This is a genomic window from Chryseobacterium sp. AG844 (assembly GCF_003182335.1).
GTDB classification, from domain to species: Bacteria; Bacteroidota; Bacteroidia; order Flavobacteriales; family Weeksellaceae; genus Chryseobacterium; species Chryseobacterium cupriresistens.
Genome location: NZ_QGTV01000003.1, coordinates 313,644 through 337,242 on the forward strand (window position 1 = coordinate 313,644; position 23,599 = coordinate 337,242).

The 23,599-nt window shown below is 38.4% G+C and carries 26 protein-coding genes; 12 read left to right on the top strand and 14 right to left on the bottom strand.

From position 1 onward, the window contains the following. Nucleotides 1–7: 7 nt before the first annotated feature. The 4 genes from DEU40_RS05325 to DEU40_RS05340 are packed head-to-tail and all read left to right on the top strand — an operon-like array spanning nt 8 to nt 3,232. Nucleotides 8–757: an SDR family oxidoreductase gene (locus DEU40_RS05325; protein ID WP_110008865.1), complete on the top strand. Its 750-nt coding sequence runs from the start codon at nt 8–10 to the stop codon at nt 755–757. A 40-nt stretch (nt 758–797) separates the two neighbouring features. After that, nucleotides 798–962: a hypothetical protein gene (locus DEU40_RS22325; RefSeq protein WP_171006216.1), complete on the top strand. Its 165-nt coding sequence runs from the start codon at nt 798–800 to the stop codon at nt 960–962. A 24-nt stretch (nt 963–986) separates the two neighbouring features. After that, the gene (locus tag DEU40_RS05335) at nt 987–2,516 is read left to right on the top strand and encodes an FAD-dependent oxidoreductase (RefSeq protein ID WP_110008867.1); all 1,530 of its coding nucleotides are present in this window, start codon (nt 987–989) and stop codon (nt 2,514–2,516) included. Nucleotides 2,517–2,575: 59 nt separating this feature from the next. Then, nucleotides 2,576–3,232 (top strand): DUF6766 family protein, encoded by a 657-nt coding sequence (locus tag DEU40_RS05340; RefSeq protein WP_110008868.1) that lies wholly within the window; start codon nt 2,576–2,578, stop codon nt 3,230–3,232. Here DEU40_RS05340 and DEU40_RS05345 read toward each other — a convergent pair. Then, the gene (locus tag DEU40_RS05345; RefSeq protein WP_171006217.1) at nt 3,214–4,017 is read right to left on the bottom strand and encodes an AraC family transcriptional regulator; all 804 of its coding nucleotides are present in this window, start codon (nt 4,015–4,017) and stop codon (nt 3,214–3,216) included. The genes DEU40_RS05340 and DEU40_RS05345 overlap by 19 nt on opposite strands. 117 nt (nt 4,018–4,134) lie before the next feature. On the opposite strand from DEU40_RS05345, the gene DEU40_RS05350 reads away from it, so the two are divergent. Continuing rightward, complete coding sequence (locus DEU40_RS05350) at nt 4,135–5,271, top strand: Atu1372/SO_1960 family protein (protein ID WP_110008911.1); 1,137 nt, start codon at nt 4,135–4,137, stop codon at nt 5,269–5,271. A 145-nt stretch (nt 5,272–5,416) separates the two neighbouring features. Here DEU40_RS05350 and DEU40_RS05355 read toward each other — a convergent pair whose 3' ends face one another. Beyond that, entirely contained in the window at nt 5,417–6,844 is a 1,428-nt protein-coding gene (locus tag DEU40_RS05355; protein ID WP_110008870.1) for a PLP-dependent aminotransferase family protein, read from the bottom strand. Nucleotides 6,845–6,944: 100 nt separating this feature from the next. Here DEU40_RS05355 and DEU40_RS05360 point away from each other — a divergent pair, with 100 nt between their 5' ends. From DEU40_RS05360 to DEU40_RS05370, 3 genes are all read left to right on the top strand, one after another. Further along, the gene (locus DEU40_RS05360; protein ID WP_089691934.1) at nt 6,945–7,400 is read left to right on the top strand and encodes a cupin domain-containing protein; all 456 of its coding nucleotides are present in this window, start codon (nt 6,945–6,947) and stop codon (nt 7,398–7,400) included. A 135-nt stretch (nt 7,401–7,535) separates the two neighbouring features. Next, on the top strand, nt 7,536–8,426 hold the full coding sequence (locus DEU40_RS05365) for a dihydrodipicolinate synthase family protein (protein WP_110008871.1): 891 nt from the start codon (nt 7,536–7,538) through the stop codon (nt 8,424–8,426). 4 nt (nt 8,427–8,430) lie between these two features. Beyond that, nucleotides 8,431–8,664, top strand: a complete 234-nt coding sequence (locus tag DEU40_RS05370; RefSeq protein WP_110008872.1) for a thioredoxin family protein — start codon at nt 8,431–8,433, stop codon at nt 8,662–8,664. A 100-nt stretch (nt 8,665–8,764) separates the two neighbouring features. Here DEU40_RS05370 and DEU40_RS05375 read toward each other — a convergent pair whose 3' ends face one another. The 5 genes from DEU40_RS05375 to DEU40_RS05395 all read right to left on the bottom strand — a co-directional run bounded on the left by DEU40_RS05375 (nt 8,765) and on the right by DEU40_RS05395 (nt 11,232). After that, the gene (locus DEU40_RS05375; protein ID WP_110008873.1) at nt 8,765–9,271 is read right to left on the bottom strand and encodes a pyridoxamine 5'-phosphate oxidase family protein; all 507 of its coding nucleotides are present in this window, start codon (nt 9,269–9,271) and stop codon (nt 8,765–8,767) included. Between the two features lie 178 nt (nt 9,272–9,449). Further along, a complete protein-coding gene (locus DEU40_RS05380) occupies nt 9,450–9,812 on the bottom strand; it encodes a rhodanese-like domain-containing protein (protein ID WP_110008874.1) in 363 nt (120 codons plus the stop codon). After that, nucleotides 9,809–10,111 (bottom strand): DUF3817 domain-containing protein, encoded by a 303-nt coding sequence (locus DEU40_RS05385; protein WP_110008875.1) that lies wholly within the window; start codon nt 10,109–10,111, stop codon nt 9,809–9,811. The genes DEU40_RS05380 and DEU40_RS05385 overlap by 4 nt, the downstream gene beginning before the upstream one ends. Before the next feature lie 2 nt (nt 10,112–10,113). Then, nucleotides 10,114–10,572, bottom strand: a complete 459-nt coding sequence (locus DEU40_RS05390; protein ID WP_110008876.1) for a hypothetical protein — start codon at nt 10,570–10,572, stop codon at nt 10,114–10,116. Between the two features lie 69 nt (nt 10,573–10,641). After that, nucleotides 10,642–11,232: a TetR/AcrR family transcriptional regulator gene (locus tag DEU40_RS05395; protein WP_110008877.1), complete on the bottom strand. Its 591-nt coding sequence runs from the start codon at nt 11,230–11,232 to the stop codon at nt 10,642–10,644. Between the two features lie 151 nt (nt 11,233–11,383). On the opposite strand from DEU40_RS05395, the gene DEU40_RS05400 reads away from it, so the two are divergent. After that, entirely contained in the window at nt 11,384–12,604 is a 1,221-nt protein-coding gene (locus DEU40_RS05400) for an MFS transporter (protein WP_110008878.1), read from the top strand. A 57-nt stretch (nt 12,605–12,661) separates the two neighbouring features. On the opposite strand, the gene pdeM is transcribed toward DEU40_RS05400, so the two are convergent. The 5 genes from pdeM to DEU40_RS05425 all read right to left on the bottom strand — a co-directional run bounded on the left by pdeM (nt 12,662) and on the right by DEU40_RS05425 (nt 19,518). Next, the gene (gene pdeM / locus DEU40_RS05405; RefSeq protein ID WP_110008879.1) at nt 12,662–13,306 is read right to left on the bottom strand and encodes a ligase-associated DNA damage response endonuclease PdeM; all 645 of its coding nucleotides are present in this window, start codon (nt 13,304–13,306) and stop codon (nt 12,662–12,664) included. 49 nt (nt 13,307–13,355) lie between these two features. Then, on the bottom strand, nt 13,356–13,958 hold the full coding sequence (locus tag DEU40_RS05410) for a 2,3-bisphosphoglycerate-dependent phosphoglycerate mutase (protein ID WP_110008880.1): 603 nt from the start codon (nt 13,956–13,958) through the stop codon (nt 13,356–13,358). Between the two features lie 130 nt (nt 13,959–14,088). Next, nucleotides 14,089–16,542 carry a ligase-associated DNA damage response DEXH box helicase gene (locus DEU40_RS05415; protein ID WP_110008881.1) on the bottom strand — a complete coding sequence of 818 codons (2,454 nt, stop codon included), beginning with the start codon at nt 16,540–16,542 and terminating at the stop codon, nt 14,089–14,091. Between the two features lie 376 nt (nt 16,543–16,918). Continuing rightward, nucleotides 16,919–18,499, bottom strand: coding sequence for an ATP-dependent DNA ligase (locus DEU40_RS05420; protein ID WP_110008882.1), 1,581 nt, complete (start codon nt 18,497–18,499; stop codon nt 16,919–16,921). Further along, nucleotides 18,496–19,518 (bottom strand): ligase-associated DNA damage response exonuclease, encoded by a 1,023-nt coding sequence (locus DEU40_RS05425; protein WP_110008883.1) that lies wholly within the window; start codon nt 19,516–19,518, stop codon nt 18,496–18,498. Before DEU40_RS05425 ends, DEU40_RS05420 begins: the two co-directional genes overlap by 4 nt. 437 nt (nt 19,519–19,955) lie before the next feature. Between DEU40_RS05425 and DEU40_RS05430 the strand changes: the two genes are divergently transcribed. The 3 genes from DEU40_RS05430 to DEU40_RS05440 are packed head-to-tail and all read left to right on the top strand — an operon-like array spanning nt 19,956 to nt 21,975. Further along, entirely contained in the window at nt 19,956–20,747 is a 792-nt protein-coding gene (locus tag DEU40_RS05430) for an SDR family oxidoreductase (protein ID WP_110008912.1), read from the top strand. 4 nt (nt 20,748–20,751) lie between these two features. Further along, complete coding sequence (locus DEU40_RS05435; protein ID WP_110008913.1) at nt 20,752–21,153, top strand: GlcG/HbpS family heme-binding protein; 402 nt, start codon at nt 20,752–20,754, stop codon at nt 21,151–21,153. 18 nt (nt 21,154–21,171) lie between these two features. Then, nucleotides 21,172–21,975, top strand: coding sequence for a helix-turn-helix domain-containing protein (locus tag DEU40_RS05440; RefSeq protein ID WP_110008884.1), 804 nt, complete (start codon nt 21,172–21,174; stop codon nt 21,973–21,975). Nucleotides 21,976–22,098: 123 nt separating this feature from the next. On the opposite strand, the gene DEU40_RS05445 is transcribed toward DEU40_RS05440, so the two are convergent. Beyond that, nucleotides 22,099–22,545: a PPC domain-containing DNA-binding protein gene (locus DEU40_RS05445; RefSeq protein ID WP_110008914.1), complete on the bottom strand. Its 447-nt coding sequence runs from the start codon at nt 22,543–22,545 to the stop codon at nt 22,099–22,101. Between the two features lie 10 nt (nt 22,546–22,555). Continuing rightward, complete coding sequence (locus tag DEU40_RS05450; protein ID WP_110008885.1) at nt 22,556–23,401, bottom strand: NAD(P)-dependent oxidoreductase; 846 nt, start codon at nt 23,399–23,401, stop codon at nt 22,556–22,558. Nucleotides 23,402–23,599 lie beyond the last annotated feature (198 nt).

Sequence of the window (23,599 nt, forward strand, 5' to 3'; positions counted from 1 at the left end):
AAGACTTATGATAGGAAAATTAGACAATAAAACAGTTTTGATTACCGGTGCAGACAGCGGAATAGGAAAGGCTGTTGCCCTTCTTTTTGCCCTGGAAGGTGCAGATATTGCCATTATTTATCATTCCAGTGACAACGACGCCGGAAGAACAAAAGCGGAAATTGAGAATCTGAATAGAAAATGTATCATTTTCAAAGGAGATATCAATGATTACGATTTTTGTGAAGAAACGGTAAAAGAAGTGATCTCTGCATTCGGAAAAATTGATATTCTCATTAATAATGCCGGAATTCAGTTTCCTGCAGAAAGTATTGAGCAGCTTGAAGAGAAAAACATCAGACAGACTTTTGATTCCAATATTGTCGGAATGATTTTGTTAACAAAAGTAGTATTCCCCTATTTAAAAGAAGGAAGCTGCGTTATCAATACCACTTCCGTTTCCGCCTATCAGGGACATCCTGAACTCCTTGATTATTCTGCAACAAAAGGCGCTATTGTTTCCTTCACCCGTTCTCTGGCACTGCAGGCAAAACCCAGGGGAATCAGGATCAATGCCGTTGCTCCGGGACCAGTGGCTACACCACTTACCGAAGAAACTTTTGATGAAAAGAAAGAAAACCCCAATAAACCTCCTTTGGAGAGAAATGCTACACCTGAAGAAATCGCTTTAAGTTTCCTGTTTCTGGCAGGTGATGATGCGTCACAGATTACGGGCCAGGTACTACACCCCAATGGAGGACTGATAGTAAACGGTTAAAATAGATCAAGTATAAAATAACATGAAAATAGTTAAAAATATGAAAACTACAGCACTTATTTTAGGCGTTATCAGCCTGTTTGCTTTTACTTCCTGCCGATGTAATATTGATGAAGACGAAAACCGGAAAAGAGACCAGAAAAGCAGTTCGTCCAATACCGATAAATCCGGTCTGCCCGAAAGTGATACCCTGAGTATCAGATAAGTTTAACAATAAAATATTCTGGTAATGTACAGAGACGGTGCAAGAAAAAGTATTTGGCAGGAAGAGATCAGAAAATTTTCTACAGAAACGGATCTCAGCTCCTTATTTGACGTTGCCATTGTAGGAGGTGGAATTACAGGAGTTTCAACAGCACTTAAACTTCAGGAATCCGGAAAGAAATGTGTTATCCTCGAAGCAGCCAATATAGGATTTGGAACTACAGGTGGCACAACGGCTCATTTGAACGATTTTTTTGATACAACCTTTAATCAGGCTATCCGTGATTTTGGACCGGATAATGCCAAACTGTATGCACAATCCGGAACTGATGCCATCAGTATTATTGAAGGTAATATTCAGAAATATCAGATCAACTGTGATTTCACAAGAAAGTCAGCTTACCTTTTTGCCCTGGATGAAAAACAGGAAGAACAGTTGAAAGATATTGTAGAAGGAGCAGCCAAGGTAGGTCATGAAATGAGTTATGTGAATGAAATTCCTTTTCCCATCCCATTCAGAGAAGCGGTGCTTATTCCCGGGCAGGGGCATTTTCATCCTATAAAATATAGTAAAGCGCTCTGCGAAGCTTTTATAAAACTGGGCGGCTCTATTGTAGAAAACTGCCATTGTGAAGAACATGATGAACAAAATGATTTTGTTGTTTTAAAAACTTCAAAAGGGGAAGTAAAGGCCGCAAATGTAGTCTATGCTACCCATATTCCGCCTGGAGTTAATCTTCTTCATTTTACAAATGCTCCCTACAGAAGCTATGCCATGGCTTTTACCATGAAAAATGACAAATACCCGTGGGAGCTTGGTTATGACCTTTGTGAACCCTATCACTATTACCGTATTCAGAATATTGAAGGCGAAAATCTATTGATTGCAGGAGGTGAAGATCACAAAACAGGACATGCTGATGATACCGGAGAATGTTTTTCAAGACTTGAAAATTATGTCAGAAAATATTTTGAGGTAGAAACAGTCTATTACAGCTGGTCCAGCCAATATTACGAGCCAGTGGACGGGTTTCCCTATATAGGAAAACTTCCCGGAAGTAAAGAAAGAATTTTTGTGGCTACAGGCTTCAGAGGAAACGGAATGATCTTCGGAACACTTTCGTCACAGATCCTTCATGATCTTATCCTTACAGGAAAAAGTAAATATGGCGAGCTGTTCAATCCTTCCAGAATCAAACCTGTTGCAGGATTTTCGGATTTTGTGAAAGAAACGGCAACGGTAGCTTTTGATTTTGTAAAAGATAAAATTTTAACCGAGAAAATTGATTCTTTTTCTGAAGTCGGTGAAGGTAAAGCGAAAGTTATTAAATATGAGTCAGAATCTTATGCACTGTACAAAGAAAACGACGGCACTTTGCATCTGCTCAGAAGTACCTGTCCACACGCAGGATGTGAAGTCCGGTGGAACAGTGCGGAGCTGAGCTGGGATTGCCCATGTCACGGTTCACGGTTTAATGTCAACGGAAAAATCCTTACCGGACCCACCACAAAGAACCTCCAAAAGGTATTCCCTTATCAAAAACGTGATTCATAAACTCCAAACTTTAAACCTTAAACTTTAAATATTGAACTCTAACCTTTAAACTCAGAAATATGTCACGCACCAGTTTCCTGTATCGCAACAGCTTAAGTATTGTTCTGATTACTCTAATGATTATTTTTCTTGCAGGACAGTTTTTTATGGGCTGGAAAACAGAAAATAAAGAACTCATTGAAAACGGCCAGCCAGTTTTAAAGATCGGTGAATACATCCATAGCGGTCATTTTATACAGGCTACTTTTGAAAACTGGGAAAGCGAATTTCTCCAGATGATGCTGTATGTTTTATTAACGATTTCTCTGAGGCAAAAAGGCTCCAGTGAATCAAAATCTATGACAGAAGAGGAAGATGTTGACAAAGAACCTGTACCACACCCCAAAGCGCCATGGCCTGTAAAAAAAGGCGGAATATGGCTGAAACTCTATAAACATTCTTTATCACTAGCCTTTGCAATCCTTTTTCTGGCGAGTTTCATTTTGCATTTCTATGGCAGTCTCAGGGATTTTAATGATGAACAAATGATGAAAGATAAACCTGCTGTAACGGCCGTTCAATACATTTCAGAATCGCGGTTCTGGTTTGAGTCTTTTCAAAACTGGCAGAGTGAATTCCTGGCGGTTGCTTCCCTGGTTCTTCTCTCTATATGGCTTCGCGAAAAAGGTTCTCCGGAATCAAAACCCGTGGATATGCCTCATGATGAAACGCCTTGATTTTTATTCACTTTCGGCTTTGTCTGCATAATGGCAAAATATGATGATGTAAAAGCTGATAAACTCTGATAGCCCACTTTATAGGCTACTTCACTCAACGTGTATTGTCTGGTATCTATCAGTTCAATACTTTTTAAAATCCTTGTCAGCTGAAGGTATTTCTGTATTGTAATTCCCGTTTCATTTTTAAAAATTCTCTGGAGGCTCCTCACAGACATTTGTGCTTTTTCTGCAAGAGCATCCATGTCCGGATTATATTTAAAATTGGCATTAATTTCATTGCATACAGGAATCAGTCTTGTATCCGTAGGAACGGGAATCTGCAGACTACTGCTTTCTTTGCAGAAATTGGGAAGGCTTTTCAGAATAGCTTTAAAAAACAGGTCCTGTTCTTCATTTTCATCCAATAACTGGTTCCATTTTGATGCATACAAAAGCATTTCCTTTAAAACAGCAGGAACAGCAAATACCTGAACATGCCGGTAAAATTCATCTTCAAAAACCGATCTGAACAGGAATACCATCAGATTTACTGTTTGAGCCTCAGAAGTGATCTTATGGGCTTTTTCCGAAGGAATCCAGATGACATGATGCTGGGGGACGAGATAAATTTTCTGGTCGATATGAAAATACTGGTAGCCTTCTTCCACAAAAGTGAGCTGAGCCCGGCTATGCTTGTGCTCATAATCATCATGTTTCCAGTTTTTTTCACACCATACATAGGCTTCCTTTTTGATAGAATCTACAAAGTGGCTTTCCGTTTTTTCAATCAGTCCGCATTTCATTTTGTCGTTTTGAATGTATATTTTGGCAAATTTAATAAAAACGACAATAGTAATTTTGTACTGTCACTGTCATTTTTACAGGATTTAACACATAAAAAAACCTATATCTTATTCAGAATGAAAAAACTATGTCTTTTTTTTATCTTAATTTTATTATCAAATACCACCCGCATCATGGCACAAAATAAAGCTAACATATTAGTTCTAATTCATTCGGACAATGGCGGAACCTACGAACTGGCTAAGGAACTCGCCAAAGGAATTGAAAGTGAAAATAACGCAGTTTCCCATATAAAACTTGTCAAAGCCTCACAAAATCCAAACCTGAAAAATCTTCCGGTTGCAACACCAGATGAGTTGACCCATTATGACGGAATCGCTTTTGGTTCCCCGGTTTATTTCGGAAATATCAGCACAGGAATGAGTGAATTTTTATCCGGAACTGTTCAGCTCTGGACCAATCATGCGTTGGAAGGAGTTCCGGCAACTGTTTTTATGTCTGCCGGAAGCGGAGCAGGAAAGGAGCTTGCTCTTCAGGCGTTCTGGAACAGCCTAGCCGTCCACGGAATGGTTCTTGTGTCTAATGGAATACGTGGAACAGAAGAACTGAACAAAGCCATTCCGCAAGGAAATACTGTTTTGGGAATTACCAGCATGGCTTCTTTAAAAGATGTGGAAAGACCTACGAAAGGAGAGCGGAATATGGCTGAAATTCAGGGAAGAAATTTTGCAAAAATAGCATTGGCATTAAAAGATACGCATTCTAAAAAAACGCTGGCTGTTACGGAAAGTCATCAGAATTTCAGTGAAATATTAAAACAGAAAAACATTATTCTTCCACAGGTTCCAAAGCCGGCGGGAAATTATCAGCCGTTCGTCCGTTCCGGAAATCTTGTATTTATCAATCAGGTTGCTTTAAAAGACGGTAAAATTTTCAATCCGGGAAAACTGGGTGTTGAAGTGAATGAGCAGCAGGTAAAAGACGCTGTAAAAGTAACCATGCTGAATGTGATTTCAGTGTTAAATGAAGCTGTGGGAGGAGATTTGAGCAGAGTAAAACAATGCGTGCAGCTTACAGGAATTTTCAATACAAAAGATGATTATACAAAACATGCTGATCTGATGAATGTGGCTTCTGATCTGGCTGTTGAAATCTTCGGGGAAAAAGGAAAACATGCCAGAGCTACCTTGGGAACTTCTTCCATTCCTGTGGGCTCTTCTGTGGAGATTCAGGCGGTTTTTGAAGTAGAATAAATTTCCAGTCTAAACAACAAAATCACAAAAGTTTAAAACACTTAAGTTGATTTTTAAGTTTAAAGATAACCTGCTGAGAAGTTCACATAAGTTTAAAAAATATTTTATTTTTTGATTATATAAACATCGTGTAAATCTGTGGAAGTTAAAAACCCGAGATAATCTCTGCGATAACTGGGATACTTTGCTCCAGCTGCTCTTCAGAAAGTGCTCCGTAACTTAACCTGAATCCGTTTACCTGGCTTTTACTGTATTGTTTAGGATGAATAATCTTAATGTTTTTTTCCAGTAAAAGCTTTGTTACAGCATCCCAATCCAGTCTTGTTTTGGGAACAATCCAAAAGGCAAGGCCTCCTTCAGGCAAAGTAAAATCGGCAATATCTTTCATGTATTTTGTCAATAGTTCAAAGACAAAATCTCTTTTGTTTTTATAATGAACAGTAGCCTTTCTGATGTGCTTTTTTATGGCTCCTTCTTTAATCAGCTGGAGAACTGCCTGTTCCATGATAACATCTCCATGTACATCAATAATTTTTCTCAGATCACCAATTCTTTTTAATAGTTCCTGATTTTTAGTGGCCAGATAACCGATCCTTAAAGCCGGAGCTACCACCTTGCTTAAAGTTCCGATGTACACATAGTTGTGCAGTTCGGGAAAGCTTGAAATCGGGAGAATAGGGCGGTATCCGAAGTGAAACTCATTATCATAATCATCTTCAATAATGGTTATATTGTATTGGTTGGACAGCTCAATTAATTGTAATCGTCTTGCAAGACTCAAAGTAACTGTAGTAGGATATTGTCTGTGAGGAGTAATATACAGGGCTTTAATATTCTGATGTTGCTTTAAAAGCTTTTCAACAGTCTCCATATGGATTCCTTCCTGATCTACAGGGACCGACAAAAGCTTTGCTCCTGCATACTCAAATGCCTGCCATGCAGGTTGATACCCCGGATCTTCCACAATAACAATGTCTCCGGGATTTAAAAGTGTCTGAGCGGTCAGAAACATTCCCATCTGGCTGCCCCTTGTAATGGAAATTTCATTTTCATGAATATGCATTCCACGCTGATGGTTGAGCATCTGTGAGATCATTTTTCTAAATTCTGTGTCACCATGTTCACTTCCATATCCCATCATCTGCCACTTGGCTTTGATGCCGAAAATTTGTCTGTAGGCTCTGGCCAGCTCTGTCACAGGAGCAATTTTACTGTCGGGATGTCCATCATCGAAATTGATTACAATTCCATTAGACATTACCTGCTGATGATGTGGGTTATGTAATGCCTCTGCATTCTTTTCATGCAAAGCCGGAAGTCTTTCCGATACGAAAATCCCTTTCCTTTCTCTGGAAATTACCCACTCTTCATTGATCAGTACCTGATAGGCTTCTACAACAGTATTCCTGTTAATTTTCAAGGTCTGGGCAAGATTCCTGCTTCCCGGAAGTGCATCTCCCGTTTTTAACCTTCCTGAACGTATATCAGAGATGATCGTATCCGCAATCTGTAGATAAACTGCTTTTTCAAGCTTTTTATCAATTTCTAATTCTAATTTCCAAGGGCGCAACATCTGGACTATCTATTTATATAAAAACTGAATCATTTAAACAGTCCAAAGATAGAATAATTTTGTCATGCAATAAAGCACAAAACCCTAATAATTTAAAATCATGGACAAGAAACAATTCAGTTCTAAAGACTTCCACGAAACCTTTGCAAGACCAAAGTATGTAAAACCGAGTCATTTGATTCATAAAAATGTAGAAAATGCAGGAGAACACAATCAGTTTTCAACAGAAAGAAAACACCCGGTTTTTTTTGTAGATCTTCCGAGTAAAAATGTAAGCATGACGATTGGCGGGCTTACCCCGGGACAACAAACCAACAGACACCGCCACACCTATGAAACCGTTTTATTTGTCATTGAAGGGAAAGGATGGACAGAAGTAGAAGATGAAAAAGTATATTGGGAAGCCGGAGATGCGGTATATATTCCTTCATGGGCATGGCATAAACACCAGAATCTCAGTGATACGGAACCTGCCAAATATATTGCCTGCGAAAATGCGCCTCAGCTGCAGAACTTAGGAGTTGCCTTAAGAGAGGAAGAAGGCAGAGATCTTTAATACCAGAGCTTTAAGCCATTAAGAATTTTGTATGTTAATTATTGATACCGGATATGATTTTTCCTTTCAAAACAAAATTAAGCTTAATACTTTCTTAATGGTTTAAAATTATTTTCAAATTTTAAATCAACAAACATGAAAAATGTTCCATTCAAAGGGATAATTGCTTATCCCATAACACCTTTTGACCAAAATGAAAAGGTAGATATTCCTCTTTTTAAACACCTGGTAGAAAGACTGATCACTTCCGGAAGCCACGGAATTGCTCCATTGGGAAGCACCGGGGTAATGCCTTATTTATCTGACGAAGAAAAAGAAGAAGTTACGGAAGCTACTTTACAGCAGGTAAAAGGCAGAATTCCAACGCTTGTAGGTGTATCCAACCTTACCACGGAGAAAACCATTCATCATGCCCAGTTCGCAGAAAAAGCAGGAGCCGATGCGGTGATGATCATTCCTATGAGCTACTGGAAACTTACCGACGACGAAATTGTAACGCATTATGATGCGGTAGCACGCAAAATATCGATTCCGATTATGGCATACAATAATCCGGCAACAAGTGGAGTAGATATGTCTCCGGCTTTGCTGAAAAGGCTGCTTGAAATTCCCAACGTAACGATGATTAAAGAAAGTACAGGAGATGTTCAGAGAATGCATTACCTGAGAAGAGAACTGGGAGAAGACGTTGCCTTCTACAACGGTTCCAATCCTTTGGCTCTGGCGGCATTTTCGGCGGGAGCAAGGGGTTGGTGTACGGCAGCTCCTAATCTTATTCCTGAACTGAATATCAGCCTTTATAATGCGGTGGAAGAAGGTGATCTTGAAAAAGCAAAAATGATTTTCTATCAGCAGTTTGACCTTTTGAAATTTATTGTAAACAAAGGATTGCCGAGAGCAGTGAAATCAGGGCTGAATATTCTGGGTGAAGATGGCGGAAACCTGAGAAGCCCTCTGAAACCGCTTCACGAAAAAGAAACCGAAGAATTAAAAAGTATTATTAAAACCCTTATCAATCCAGTATAATCTTATGAAAAAATCCATTTTTTACCACGCAGGATGCCCTGTATGTATCAGTGCTGAGCATGATATCGTTAACCTTATAGGTTTGGAAAATGTAGAAATTGTCCATTTGGGTAATGACAGAAGCAAAATTGAGGACGCGGAAAAGGCTGGAGTAAAATCTGTGCCTGCTCTAGTGACACCAAACGGCAATGTGCTTCATATTAATTTTGGAGCTTCTATGGATGAGGTGAAAAATTAACAGTATTAATTTTGTAGTATAAACGGCTCAATTTCTTGAGCCGTTTTTTGTTTTACCGCTGTAAAATCTGTGGGAAAATGTATTGCTTATTCAGAGCTTTTTAAATCGTTGCATTTCCTTCTATACCATCCGAATTATCGGTTTTGTTTCCTGTGATTGCGGCCGCAACAAAACTAAACAGGCTTACCAGTTTTCCTGCTTTAGTATCCCAGTAATAGGTTTCTTTAGGTTCTACACGGATAATCGTAACATTGGGATCATCTTTACCATCAAACCAGGCCTTAGCCATTGGAGACCATTTATCTTCTATGGTTGCTTTGTCCTTATAGACAGAAGCTTCTCCATACACCGAAAGATATTGGGAATCGCTGTTGTTCATAAAAAACAACTGTACTCTACGGTCTTCTTTGATTTCAAAATTCTTATTGCTGGTTCCACTGCTGATAAACCACAAATTTCCGCTGTCGTCTGTTTCCTGAAGAGTCATTGGTCTTGAATTCACAGGAACGGTTTCCAGTTCTGTACAGAACATGCATATTCTCGCACTTTCCGAGAGTTCTTTGATCTTTTTGATCGCTTCAAGGTGGGTAAGGTTTTCTGTTGACATATTAAATATTTTAAGTGATTAATGTAAATTAAAAGAAATTTATTCAGCAGAATGATGAATAATTTGCTTAAGTCTTTCAAATACCCGACCAAAAAGAAATAAAATGTGGTACCTAAGCTTAATTTATTTATAAAATTCGGTTCAAAGTTAATCTCTCCTTAAAATAATGATCGAAAGATTATTGTTTCTTACTTAATGTTGTCTGAAGATCACTCCACGCGCCTCCGTTGTATACACGTTTAAATCCTTTTTCTTTCAGAATAGTTTCAACTTTTACACTGCGAAGTCCGTGTGAACATACTGTTATATACGTTTTTTCAGGATCCAGTTCTACATACCTTTCTCTGATTGTCCCTAAAGAAATATTAATGGAACCTTCTATATGTCCTGTCTGGTATTCCTTTTCAGTTCTTACATCAAGAATAACAGCTCCTTTTCTGATGAGTTCGGGCAATCCGTTGTCCAAGGTCTGCAACCTGTAAACCCTATACACAATGTACAGAATAAAAACTGCACCCAAAATGAGGAGAATACTTTTCATAGCTTGCTCAATATTTTTTTGTCAATATAAAATGTCCCGAATGGAATAAAACAGGCAAGAATTACCTTCCAGGTTATTTCTTTAAATTTCCAGTTTTGTTCTACACCTACACTCAATGTGTTGAACAGGAAAAGCAGGAATAATGTTCCATGAACAGGGCCGAGAAGCCTTACAAACATGGAATTTCCCATCCAGTATTTCACCGGAACAGCAATAAATACCAAAGTCAGGAGTGAAATTCCTTCCAGGATCGCCAGAGCTCTCAGCCGGCCAATCTTTGTTTTAAATAAATTGATCATAATTATCTGAAATAAGGTCTGTTTGCAAAAGGAGAAAAAGGCCAGGGGATAGCAATGAAAATAATAGCCAATGCTGTAGAAAACCAGATCCCCATCGTTTTGAATTTTTCTTTATCCGAAAGCTTTCTTTTAGCCAGCGCTGAGCCAATTGTGATAATGGCAATCGCTGTAATCATCAGTACGATATGGATTAACCCGAAAAACAGATGTTCAAATGAATCTTTAGCTTCATTAAAATGTTTCCAGAAGTATTGAATCACAGGGCTTTTGAGATAAAAAATCATGCCTATAATCAGTTGGATATGAGCAATTGTAGCCGTCCAGTGTCTCACAGAATTGTCGACTGCTGTAAATTTCCGGTCTGAGAAATACCCTTTAAAAGCCCGGAAAATTGCGTAGACTAAACTTATTAAAACCAGCCAACGGGTTTGGGAATGTAAAAAAGTCAGGGTTTGATACATGGGTTATTTTTTGAACAGAGCAAAGGTAAAACAAAAACATACTAATTAGTATGTTTTTTAATAAAAAAATTACTGCAGGCTTTTAAAATAAGACTTAAGACCCTTTAAATAAGTGAGATATACTTCTTTTGAGTTTTCAAGTTTGCCCAGATTTCTTACTCCCCAATACCCTGAAATCACAAAAACACTCACTTCTTTTGCACTTACTTCTTTTTTGATTAATCCGGCATTTTTACCTTTTTCAATACTTTCAGCAAGCGCCAGTTCCCATTCTTTTGACAGCTCGTGAAGAGCCTGGGTAAAGGCGTTATGCCATGGAGCCATTTGCTGCACAAAATTAGAAGTAGGGCAGCCGTATTCCACTTTTAAAAAATCATTTTCCATCAAAAGATGGTGCATGATATCATAAATGCTTTTTAAAGGATCCGGATTGTTGTGAAGAGTGTTAATGAAAGTTTTTCTGAAGTTGGGTTTCATCAGATCGGTGATAATAGCCAGCCCCATTTCATCTTTGGTTTTAAAATGATAATAGAAAGCACCTTTCGTCACCTGAGTCGTTGCAATAATTTCATCAATGCTTGTAGTCTGAAAACCTTTCACATAGATCAATTCGAACGCTTTCTGGAGAATAGTAAGACGGGTTGCTTCTGATTTCTTCATTAAAACTGCTGATTATTGTTGCAAAGAAACAAATTTTACAGGGAAAATAAAACTATCATTATTCTGATACTTTGATAGAATTTAAATAATTTTTATAATACAAATATTCATCGGAAATTTGCCTTGTCAATATCTACAAAATTACAAGACAATGAATTTTCAAAAAGAAATACAGATCAATACTGAAGCACAGACAGCCAAAAGAGGTCTTCCTGCTGCTTTATGGGCATTAACAATAAGTGCCTTCGGAATAGGAACTACGGAATTTGTCATTGTAGGACTTCTTCCTACAGTAGCATCAGACCTTGGAATTACCATTCCTTCAGCAGGGCTTTTGGTAAGTCTTTATGCGATAGGAGTAGCTATCGGAGCTCCCATCTTAACAGCTCTCACAGGGAAAATACAGCGTAAGATGCTGCTGGTATCAATCATGCTGTTATTCGTTATTGGAAACGGGCTGGCTTCTATTGCTCCCAGCTTTATAACATTAGTGCTGGCAAGAGTACTTACAGGATTGGCGCATGGGGTTTACTTTTCTATAGGTTCTACCATTGCAGCTTCACTGGTTCCTGAAGAGAAAAGAGCTACCGCAATTTCCATCATGTTTGCCGGACTTACTCTCGCCATAGTAACGGGAGTTCCGCTGGGAACATTCATAGGACAGCATTTCGGCTGGAGAGCAACTTTCATCGGGGTTTCAATCCTTGGAATTATCGGATTGGTTGCCAGTTTGTTACTGGTTCCTAAAAATCTTAAAAATGGAAAAACAGCTTCTTTAAAAAGCCAGTTTAAAGTACTGGGCAACAGACGTCTGATTTTTGCTTTTTTAATGACCGCAATGGGATATGGAGGTACGTTTGTGGTATTTACGTATCTGTCGCCCATTTTACAGAAAATCACAGGGTTTCAGGAATCTACAGTCACTTTTATTCTTTTGATTTATGGAATTGCCATTGCCCTGGGAAACCTGATTGGTGGAAAAGTAGCCAATAAAAATCCTCTGAATGCCCTTTTATGGATGTTTGCTGCACAAGGACTGGTACTGCTGGCATTTTATTTCACCGTAAACAGCCCGGTATTCAGTATCGTTACACTTTTCCTTCTGGGAGCATTATCATTTGCTTCGGTTCCCGGACTTCAGCTGTTGGTAGTCCAGATTGCAGAAAAAGAACTGCCCGGAACTGAAGACGTTGCTTCGGGGATTAATATTGCTGCTTTTAATATTGGCATTGCCATCGGATCTTATGCAGGTGGAATGATTGTAACATCCTCTTTAGGACTGGCAAGCACACCATGGATAGGAGCTTTGTTCCTGTTGGTTACGGTTTTAATAACCATCTACAGTATCCGTTTAAGCAAGAAAAATATATAGTTTTACCCATGTCAAGGTTTAAAACCTTGACATGGATATTTTTAGATAATAAAAAAATTAAATCTCATAAATATCCGCATCCGTAAACACAAAAAATGTACTTTTCTTAGGCAGATTTTTCGTATCCAGTCCTGTAAATTCACTGAATGCAGGCAATAATAACTGATTGCTGCTTAAAGCAAAACAGGGAAGCCTGATATTCTTTACCGCAGAATTCAGCACAATTCCCGGATGGATATGTCCGGTAATCTGAAATCCGGATCTGGATACATCAAAATCATGAATGAACGTAATATCATCTATTTCCAGCCATTCAGCTTTATGATTAAAACATAACTTTTTTTCCAGCGTTTTTGAAATCCGGTCATGGTTTCCTTCAATAAGATAAAACTCAATATCCGGATATTGATTTTTCCATATACAGAATTCATCCACATCAGAATTGTCTCCGGCATGAAGTAAATCTCCGACCACTACAAACTTTTCCGGCTGAAAATATTCAATCAAAGCGGATAATCTTTCCAGATCACTTTTCATAATATGATTGGCCAGTGCAATACCGTTTTTTCGGAAATGAGCGGTCTTTCCAATGTGAAGATCGGAAAGAATCAACGCTTTTTCTTTTTGCCAGAATGCCGCCCGCTGATTGGTCAGAATGAAAGTCTCATTTTGGATGGAAATATTTTTAGTTGCTATAAACACTTGATAGATTGAAAAATTGAAGGTTTAAAGGTAAGCTATTTAAACCGGATCAGCTAACTTTCCGGCTGACGTGAAATTTTTCATCAAAAATATAAGTCAGAGGAAAACCCGTAGCAATCTCTCTTTCTAAAATCTCTTCGGGAGAAAGATGCTCCAGATACATAATTAAGGCACGAAGGCTATTTCCGTGGGCTACAATTAATACATTTTTGCCTTGTTTCAATAACGGCTGTATCTCTCTTTCAAAATAAGGGATCACTCTGTTATAAGTATCTTTAAGACTTTCTCCGCCGGGAGGAACTACATCATAAGATCTGCGCCAGATATGAACCTGTTCGGCTCCATATTTCAGAGCGGTGTCTGCTTTATTTAATCCTTCAAGGTTTCCATAACAGCGTTCGTTAAGTGCTCTATCTTGAATGACAGGAATATCAGGATTTCCAATGACATCCAAAATGATAGAGAGTGTATGCTGTGCTCTGATGAGTGCAGAAGTAAAAGCGATATCAATTCTTTCTCCTTTCAAGGCAATACCTGCTTTTTTTGCTTCTTCAATACCCGCTTCTGTTATATCGATATCTTTCCAGCCTGTAAATCTGTTTTCAAGATTCCAGAGTGACTGCCCGTGACGGACCAGGAACAATTTTTCCATTTTAAATTTTATTAAACTACTAATAAGGTATATTCTAAGTTACGATGATTATTTAAGCTTATCAAGAAAATTAACATAGAATATTAGGCTAAGAATAGGATTAAAATTGAAGGAAACTTAGTGAGTTCATTTATAAAATATCACTTATATCAGAAAGTTTCAACATTCTTTTAATTCTCGCATCCAGACCTTCGCTGGACAGCGTTTGTCTTAAGCTGTCTACTTTAATCGGAAAACTCAGTGGTGTAAAGGAACGGGAATGTTTTAAAATAATTTCCGATTTTTCAATTCTTTTAAAAGCCTCTACAAGCCTTTGTTCCTGAAGCTGCATATTAAAAACTTCTGTATACGCCTGCTTTATTAAAAAATGATTGGAATCGTGGTCTTCCAATACTTTAAAAATTAATCCTGCAGAACTTTGCAGCGATTTGTTGGAGCGTTGCTGTCCGGCATAATTTTGAATGACCATTCCTGAAATAACGGCAATATCACGGAACTTCCTTCGGGCCATTTCCGCAGAATTGATGCTTGCAATGACATCATTCATCAGGTTTTCTCTGGTTAAAATCTGCTGTAGATTATCCTCATTTAAAGGGATTTCCTTATCGCTGAACAGCTCAAATCCATAATCATTCATGGCCATGGAAAAAGAAATAGGCGCGAGCTTTGAGATTCGATAGGCAATCAGAGCGGCCATGACTTCATGTACAAGACGCCCTTCAAAAGGATACATGAACAAATGGTAACCTTCACGGTTCTTGATCATTTCCACCAGAAATTCATCTTCTTTGGGAATATGGGAACGGGTTTCCTGATTGATCAGTAAAGGATGCAGAAACTTCAGTTCTTTTTCAGAAGCTTTCGGACTTAATGCATGAGAGAGTTTTTCTCTTAAAAAATGACCCAGATTGGAGCTTAGCGGCAGCCTTCCTCCAAGATAACTTGGAACTAAAGCTCTTCCTTTAGCGGCTCTTACATAAACTGTCATATCTTTAATCATGGCGACCTCGAGCGTTCTTCCGGCCAGAATAAATTTTTCTTCTTTTTTAAGTTTTGAAATAAAATATTCCTCAATCATTCCAATATAGCCTCCAGATATGAATTTCACTTTCAGCATGGCATCACTTACAATCACGCCCATATTCATCCGGTGAAGCATTGCAATTTTCCTTGAAGTGACTTTATACAGACCGTCTTCCATAATGACGATCTTGTGGAATTCTTCATAGTTTTTTAATACACTGCCGCCAATGGTCAGGAATTCGAGAATGCTTTTCCATTCCTCATCCAGCATTTCCTGAAAAGCATACACTTTTTTGATTCTTCCATAGAGTTCATCAGGATAAAAGCCATCTCCAACAGCCAATGTCATAAGAAACTGAACCAAAACATCGAAACACAGGACCTGGGGTTCCCTTGGCTCAACAACTTTCTGTTTTACGGCTTCTTTTAACGCTGAAACTTCGATCAGTTCTAAAGAATGGGTCGGAACACAATATATTTTTGAGGTTTCAAAAGGGGAGTGGCCGCTGCGTCCTGCTCTTTGAAGGAAACGGGCAACTCCTTTGGCAGATCCAACCTGAATAACGGTGTCTACGGGCTTAAAATCAATACCCAGATCGAGGGATGATGTGGAGACAACAGCTTTTAACTTTCCTGAACTTAGGTTTTCCTCAATCCAGATTCTTAAATGAGCATCAATAGAACTGTGATGAATGGCAATCTGGCCTGCAAAATCCGGATGTGCATCCAACAATAACTGATACCACATCTCACTCTGGCTTCTGGTATTTGTAAAAACAATGGTAGATTTTGAATCCAGAATAATGGGAACCACTTTATCGGCGAGCTTATTGCCAAGGTGTCCTGCCCATGGCAATATTTCAATTTCATTGGGGAAAACCGGGATAATATCTATCTTTTTATGCTCTTTGGCATTTATTTTTGTTTTTTTAATATCATAGGGAATAAGCACATCCATGGCTTCATCCAGATTTCCGATCGTTGCCGTAATTCCCCAGATCTTCATTTTTGGGGTATATTTTCTAAGCTGTGAAATACCGAGTTCTACCATCACACCACGTTTTGAACCTAATAGCTCATGCCATTCATCCACAGCTACACATTTCATATCGGTGAAAAAGCGTTCATTATTTTTCTGAGCGAGAAGCAAATGAAGACTTTCAGGGGTTACCACAAGAATTTCCGGCATTTTCTTCACCTGCTGCTGTCTTACTTTGGGATCGGTGTCTCCGTTTCTTACACCTACCGTCCAGTCAAGTCCGATTTCATCAATAGCTTCCTGCATTGCTTTTGCAATATCTTTGGAAAGAGAACGAAGAGGTGTTATCCAGATCATTTTCAACCCTTTTTTATATTGTTCAGGATGATTGAGAAAGTCTGAAATCAAGGCTAAAAACACGGAAAAAGTCTTCCCAAAACCGGTGGGAGCTACCACCATTCCGCTGTATCCGTTTCCAAATTTCTTCCAGGTTTCCAGCTGAAATTTAAAAGGGGCAATACCTTTGTCGGTCATCCATTGCTGGATGATCTTTAATCCGTTGCTATGTTCAAAAGCTGCCAATTCTATTTTTATTTAAATTTTTAACGCAAAAGGGCACAAAGTTTTTATTTGATATTGTTTAATTTTCGATCGCAAGGGCGTTTCACTCAGCAAAACAATATCTTACTATAGCTGAACGGAATGCCTTTGCGAACAAAGAATATTATTAATAATTTAAAAATCATTGCGTTATTGCGTTAAAATAATTAATGTAGTAATTTTTTTAACCAAATTTCAACGCTAAGGACGCTAAGAGTTTGTATGATTATGTTATATTTTCGATCGCAAAAGCGATTCACTCAGCAAAACAATATCTTACTATAGCTGAACGGAGTGCCTTTGCGAACAAAGAATATTAGAAATAATTAAAAAATCATTGCCTCATTGCGTTAAAATATTACTGTATTAATTTTTTAATCTCTTCCAAATCATCAATCTCGTCTACCGTTTTGTCTTTCCGCCATCTAACAATTCTGGGAAAACGGAGGGCTACACCGCTTTTATGACGGTTGCTGAATCCTATGCCTTCAAAAGCAATTTCAAAGACCAGTTCTGCTTTTACAGTTCTTACAGGACCAAATTTTTCAATGGCATTTTTGGTTACAAACCGGCTCACCTCCATGATTTCCTTGTCTGTTAATCCCGAATAGGCTTTAGCAATAGTTACCAATGTATCACCGTTTTTCACAGCAAAAGTATAATCGGTGTAGTAAGCACTCCGCCTGCCGCTTCCTTTCTGAGCATAAATCAGGACAGCATCAATCGTGAGCGGATTGATTTTCCACTTCCACCAGTCGCCTTTTTTCCGCCCGGAATGATAGGGAGAATTTTTTTGTTTCAGCATCAGTCCTTCACTGTTTATTTCCCTTGAATTTTCACGAAGAGCATCCAGTTCTTCCCATTTCTCAAAATCCAGACTTTTTGAAATACTAATATTTTCGGGCCTTTCATTCCATAATAATTCTTCAAGAAGAGCTCTTCTTGCGGAAATAGGTTTTTCTCTCAGGTCGTTATTTTCAAGTTCCAATAAATCATAGACAAAAACTTCAATCGGAATTTCCGAGAGCATTTTTTTTGTTAAAGTTTTTCTGTTTAATCTTTTCTGTAATTCATTAAAATTTAAAACCTTACCCTCCTTTACCGCAAGTATTTCTCCATCCAGTACAAAATTACCTTTCATGGCTTTTATGACTTCTGTGATTTCAGGAAATTGTTCTGTAACAAGTTCTTCACCTCTTGACCAGATGAAGACTTCGTCATTTCTCCTGATGATTTGTCCGCGGATTCCGTCCCATTTGTATTCTACCAGCCATTCGTCGGGATTTCCCAATTCTTCAGCCGGTTTTTCCAGAGGATAGGCAAGGCAGAAAGGATAGGGTTTTGAATTGTCAGGATTCACATTTTCCGCATCAATAAGTTCTCTGAAGGAAACTTCATCCGGCAGCCATTTTCCCATTAAGCTGTGCATCAGGGCACTCGGTTCCTGGCCGGAAAACCTGGTCAGGGCATTGATCAACGTTTTGTCTGATACTCCGATTCTGAAGCTCCCACCAATTAATTTATTGAAAATCAGACGTTCGGTATAATCCAGGCCATTCCAAGACTGCAGTACAAATTCTTTTTTTTCTGCATCTGTCCTGCCTTTTAAACTTACGATATCATTCATCCATTCTGATAAAGTACGTTCTATTTTTTCCTTGGGAGGAGGCAGTATTAAGGATAATGTTTCTCCCAAATCTCCAACAGAAGAGTAAGATTCCTGAAACAGCCAGTAAGGAAGCCGGGTAATTTCCAGTGCCCAATCTTTCATGTAATTGGTATTGACATTTCTTTTGGGCCTTTTCCCGGTAAATAAGGCGATAAACCATACTTTGTCTTCATCAGGAGCACGTTCCAGATAATCGATGATGGCATCAATTTTAGCGTTGGTCTTATTGGTGGTTTCCAAAGCGTTGATAAGTTCTGCAAAATGTCTCATGATTCCGGGGTTTCAAGGGTTTCTTTTTCAGATTCTTCTTCGTCTTCACCAAATAATGTTTCCACCACATCAGATTGGATTCCGATTTCGTTCAGATATTTTGAAAAAACTTCGGTTTGTCCGTGCGTTACGTGTACAAGCTCTGCTTCTGTTGCTTTCACAGTCTGTAACAATCCTTTCCAGTCTGCATGATCACTCATCGCAAATCCTGCGTCTGCACTGCGCCATCTTCTGGCACCGCGAACCTGCATCCAGCCGGAGCATATTGCGGTAGCCGGATCCGGAATCTTTTTAATTACGTTGCTGTCTAGTAAAGCAGGGGGAACAATCACAATTTCGTGTTCCACTTCTTTCGAACGTTCCCTGAAATCTGCAATGGTATATTCAGGAAGATCAATTCCCACTGCTTCAAAGGCTTCATTGAGTTTTCCGATGGAATAGTGAACGTATATTTTTCCCAGTTCTTCCACGGCTTTCATAATACGCTGGGCTTTCCCGAGAGAATATCCAATGAAAACAGAGGTTTTGCTATTTTCTTTATTCTTCAGTACCCAGTTCTGAAGTTTATTATTCAAATCCGCAACTTCCAGCCAGTTGTAGATGGGAAGCCCAAAAGTACTTTCTGTCACAAATTCATTACATTTTACCAGCTCAAAAGGAGTGCTCAATCCATCATTCTGAACTTTATAATCTCCTGAAACTACGGTTACATATCCTTTATATTCAAGCCTTATCTGTGCAGAACCAATGATATGTCCTGCAGGATGAAGCGAAAGTCTTACTCCGTTAATAGTAATAACTTCTCCGTATTCTACGCCCTGGCATTCAATATCCGGTCCTATTCTTTGGTACAAAATAGGTTTTGTAAAATGATGACAAAGGTATTTTTTCATTCCCCAACGGGCATGATCGGCGTGGCCATGGGTAATAACCGCCATATCCACAGGTCTCCAGGGATCAATATAAAATTTCCCTTGCGGGCAGTAAATTCCTTTTTTGGTAAATGTGATTAATTTCAATGGTGTGACTGGTTTACAAAAATACGCTTCAAAAACTTAACCAATTTTAATAATATGGTATTTTTTATTAAGTAAAAACTGATTGTTTTACGGAAAAACATCAAAAAAAGCTGTCTCCATTTGAAAACAGCTCATTATTTTATTTTTCATTCAAAACATTGTTTACATAATCAATCCATTGATAATCTGGGATGGTCTGATCAATGAAATAGTCAGGCTGAATGCCTATTCCATCAAATGGCATAGGTTGGTTTTTAGTTTTTAAAGGTTACAAATTTAACGATAAATCTATCTTTTTATGATGTAAAAAGAGGTTATTAAACAAAATCTTATTCCACTGTTTTTTTGAGCTTTTCAGCAATATAAAAATGAACCTTGAGCCAATATTGCCCTTTGAAAATTTTTTGAATTTTGGAGCATCATTAAAAAAGAATACAATGAGTAAAACAATTTTAATTACAGGCGCAGCAAGCGGATTTGGAAAGATTGCTGCTTTCGAACTTGCTAAAAAAGGGCATCAGGTAATTGCTACTGCACAGATCTATCCTCAGATGAGTGATTTAATCCGTGAAGCCAAGGAACATGGAATAACTTTGATCGTGGATAAACTGGATGTAACCAACCCAAGAGATGTAGAATATATTGTAAAGAAATACAATGATATAGATATTCTTATCAGTAACGCCGGAATTATGGAAGGAGGTCCCATTGCAGAACAACCGGTAGATATTATCCGTTCTATGTTTGAAGTGAATGTTTTTGGTGCGTTGAATCTTGCACAGGGTTTTATCAAAAAATTTGTTGAAAAGAAAAGCGGGAAGATTGTTTTCACCTCTTCAATGGGAGGTTTATGGACTGTTCCTTATGTTGCCGCTTATTGTGCTTCAAAACATGCGCTGGAATCTATTGCAGAAGGTTTAAGAACTGAACTTGCCCCATTCAATATCAAGATTGCAACCTGTAATCCGGGTGTATTTGGAACAGGTTTCAATGACAGGGGAGTAGATTCTATTTTCCATTGGTATGATCCGAAAATCAATTTCACTCCGGAATCTGCTTTTGATGGAGCTGCAGAATCTTTAGCGCACCAGCTTGATCCTCAATCTATGGCTGAAGTAATTGTAAATGTAGCTTTAGATGACAACAGTAATTTCAGGAATGTACATCCAAAGGAGACTGAAGATTTTGTAAAACAGCTTCAGGCAGATGCATGGAACACAAAAAGCTAATCATATGGAACTGAATTATAAAACTGCCGAAAAAGTCTTACATGCAGCAAAGGAAAAAGCATTATTGATGAATATTCCTGTGAGCATTGCCGTGGTAGATAGCGGTGGGCATCTTATCGCATTAGCCAGACTGGACAGTGTTTATGGAGTGATTGATTTTGCCCTTAAAAAAGCAAGAACGGCGGCTATGTTTGGAGTTAACAGTGATATCATAGGAGGAATCATTTCAGAAACAGGCGTCCATGGCTATGGAATGCTAAATTCTAACGGTGGGCTTCTGACGATCGCAGGCGGTGTCGTCTTACAAGATAAATCCGGAAAGATTATTGGTGCAATAGGTTCTTCAGGCGGAACTCCAGAACAGGATAAAGAAATTGCCGAGGCAGGAGCGCAGGCTATTGCGTAAATTTCAGATATTTGTATCATGGAAAATACTTCTGAAATCATATTTGATAAACTGGTTTATTCATGCGCCTTTGAATCTTACAGAGGTCATGAAGAGTTTATTCCTGATTATTTTCTGGGTTTTCAGATTTCAGGAGAAACGCATGCTTTTCATGAACAGGGGAAAACGGTGATCAAAGAAAATACAGTAGTTCTGGTGAGGAAAAATCAACTGATCAGAACGATCAAATATCCTTCCGCTAACGAAAAGTATCAGTTTATTTCTATTACGATTGATGATGAAACATTAAGACAGTATGCCACGGAGAACAGAATCGCAGCAAATACACCTTTTCCGGGTAATCAGCGGTTGTTTTTTGAGCCTGATGATTTCTTTGGGAGTTATTTTGCTTCTCTTATTCCTTACATCAATAAAACAAAGGAAATTCCTCCGAAGTTAGCGGCCTTAAAAGTGAAAGAAGCCATAGAGTTACTTTTGCTGAGCAATCCGGATTTTAAAAATCTTCTTTTTGATTTTTCCGGGCCTCATAAGATTGATCTTGCAGAGTTTATGAACAAAAACTATATGTTCAATGTTTCCGTAGATGCTTTTGCAAGGCTTACGGGACGCAGTCTTTCCGGATTTAAAAGGGATTTCAGTAAAATATTTAAAATGGCTCCCAAACAGTGGCTGAAAGAAAAAAGACTGAAGGAAGCCTATTATTTGATTAAAACTCAGGATAAAAAGCCTTCAGATATTTATCTTGATCTGGGCTTTGAGAATTTATCTCATTTTTATTCTTCTTTTAAAAAGAAATTCGGAGTAACGACTACGGAGCTTTAAGCATTGCTGGTTTGCCGTAAATGCAAAGACACAGGAAATACTCTTGTGTCTTTGTATTTAGCTTTATGTAACGAATAAAACATTCAATAAATATTTGATTAAAAATACTACACAGGAACCGGATTATTTTTCAAAATCATAAAAGTTGATTCCTGTTTCTTCATTTTTAATTTTTACAACTCTCGTTGCCAAAGGGTAAAAAATAAATTCTCCGGCACCCTGAATTTTTGCCTCCAGAAGGTGTCCGGCCAAAGCTGTGTAATCTTGTCTTCCGAGCGTAATGTGAAGGTGCGGGGTTTGTTTTCCTTCTATTTCAGAAACATTTCCGGAAATATTGACGACTTCCATCTGTTCTTTGAAGGTCCTGTCCACATATTTTTTGGTGGCCGGATTAAAGAAACGGAGAGTGGCTTCACTCACAGCTCCTATTCCTGTTACTTCTCCCGCCCGGATATTCTGATTCTGAATAAAGTCGGTTAAAGTTTCTACAATATTGGACTGATTTTCAATACTAACGATGTAAATATGATCCACTTTCCTTGCAGACCAATGGTTTCCTTTATAATTCATGATTTCCATATTATTGTATTGTTTTCAAATAATTGATGATTCCTATAACGTCATCCTGACCGAATCCTTTATCATGTGCATTCTGATAGGTTTGAACCAGAGCCTCAGACAGAGGATAATCGGCACCTGCATTTTTGGCAAGAAGGATATCTTTCAGCATCAGGTCAAGGGCAAATGCCGGAGCGTACTGATCGGCAGTCAGCATAGGTGTTTTTACTTTGGTTGCCCCGCTTCCGCTCGCACTTTCGTTGATTATTTCCAGCATGTCTGATCTTTCAATCCCCAGCTTTCCGGCCAATAAAACTGTTTCTGCAAGCCCCTGATAAATGGCAGACAGAAAATAATTGACAGATAATTTTCCTGCAATACCTTTTCCGTTTTCACCTAAATGTTTTACAGATTTTCCCATTTTCAAAAGGTAGGGTATAGCCCGTTGAAGGTCTTTTTCTTCACCTCCTGCCATAATGATCAGGGTTCCTTCCTTTGCCGGCTGGGTGCTTCCTGCTACAGGTGCATCAATAAAGGAGGCCTCTTTTATTTTCACACCAGCAGATGTTGCTGCAGACGCTTCGGGTGAGATCGTACTCATATCTACAAAGAGTTTCCCTTGAATATTTAGTGGAAGAATTTCTTCGTATACTGCTTTTACAGCAGTGTCGTTGGTTAGCATTGTGAATATAATATCACTGTTTTGAACAAGGTCTTTAATCTGGGTGCAGACTATAGATTTTTCCTCAAAATCTTTGGCTTTTTCAGAAGATCTGTTATACACTGAAAGCGGCAATCCTGCTTTTTCAATATTCTTTGCCATAGGATGCCCCATATTTCCTAATCCGATGAATCCGATTTTTTCCATAGTATGTTTTCTATTTTTTATTGAGTAAGTCTTAATATCCTGATTGAAGAAGAGTCCTCTGAAAGGAGATCAATGAGTATATAAAATACGTTTGTTTTGCAGCAAAATATCGACCAAACAATCCCTTTACCCAATTAAGTTTTAATTATATTTTTATCCATAAGCTTTTAAAACCGGATAAACTTTCAGAAATTTGCA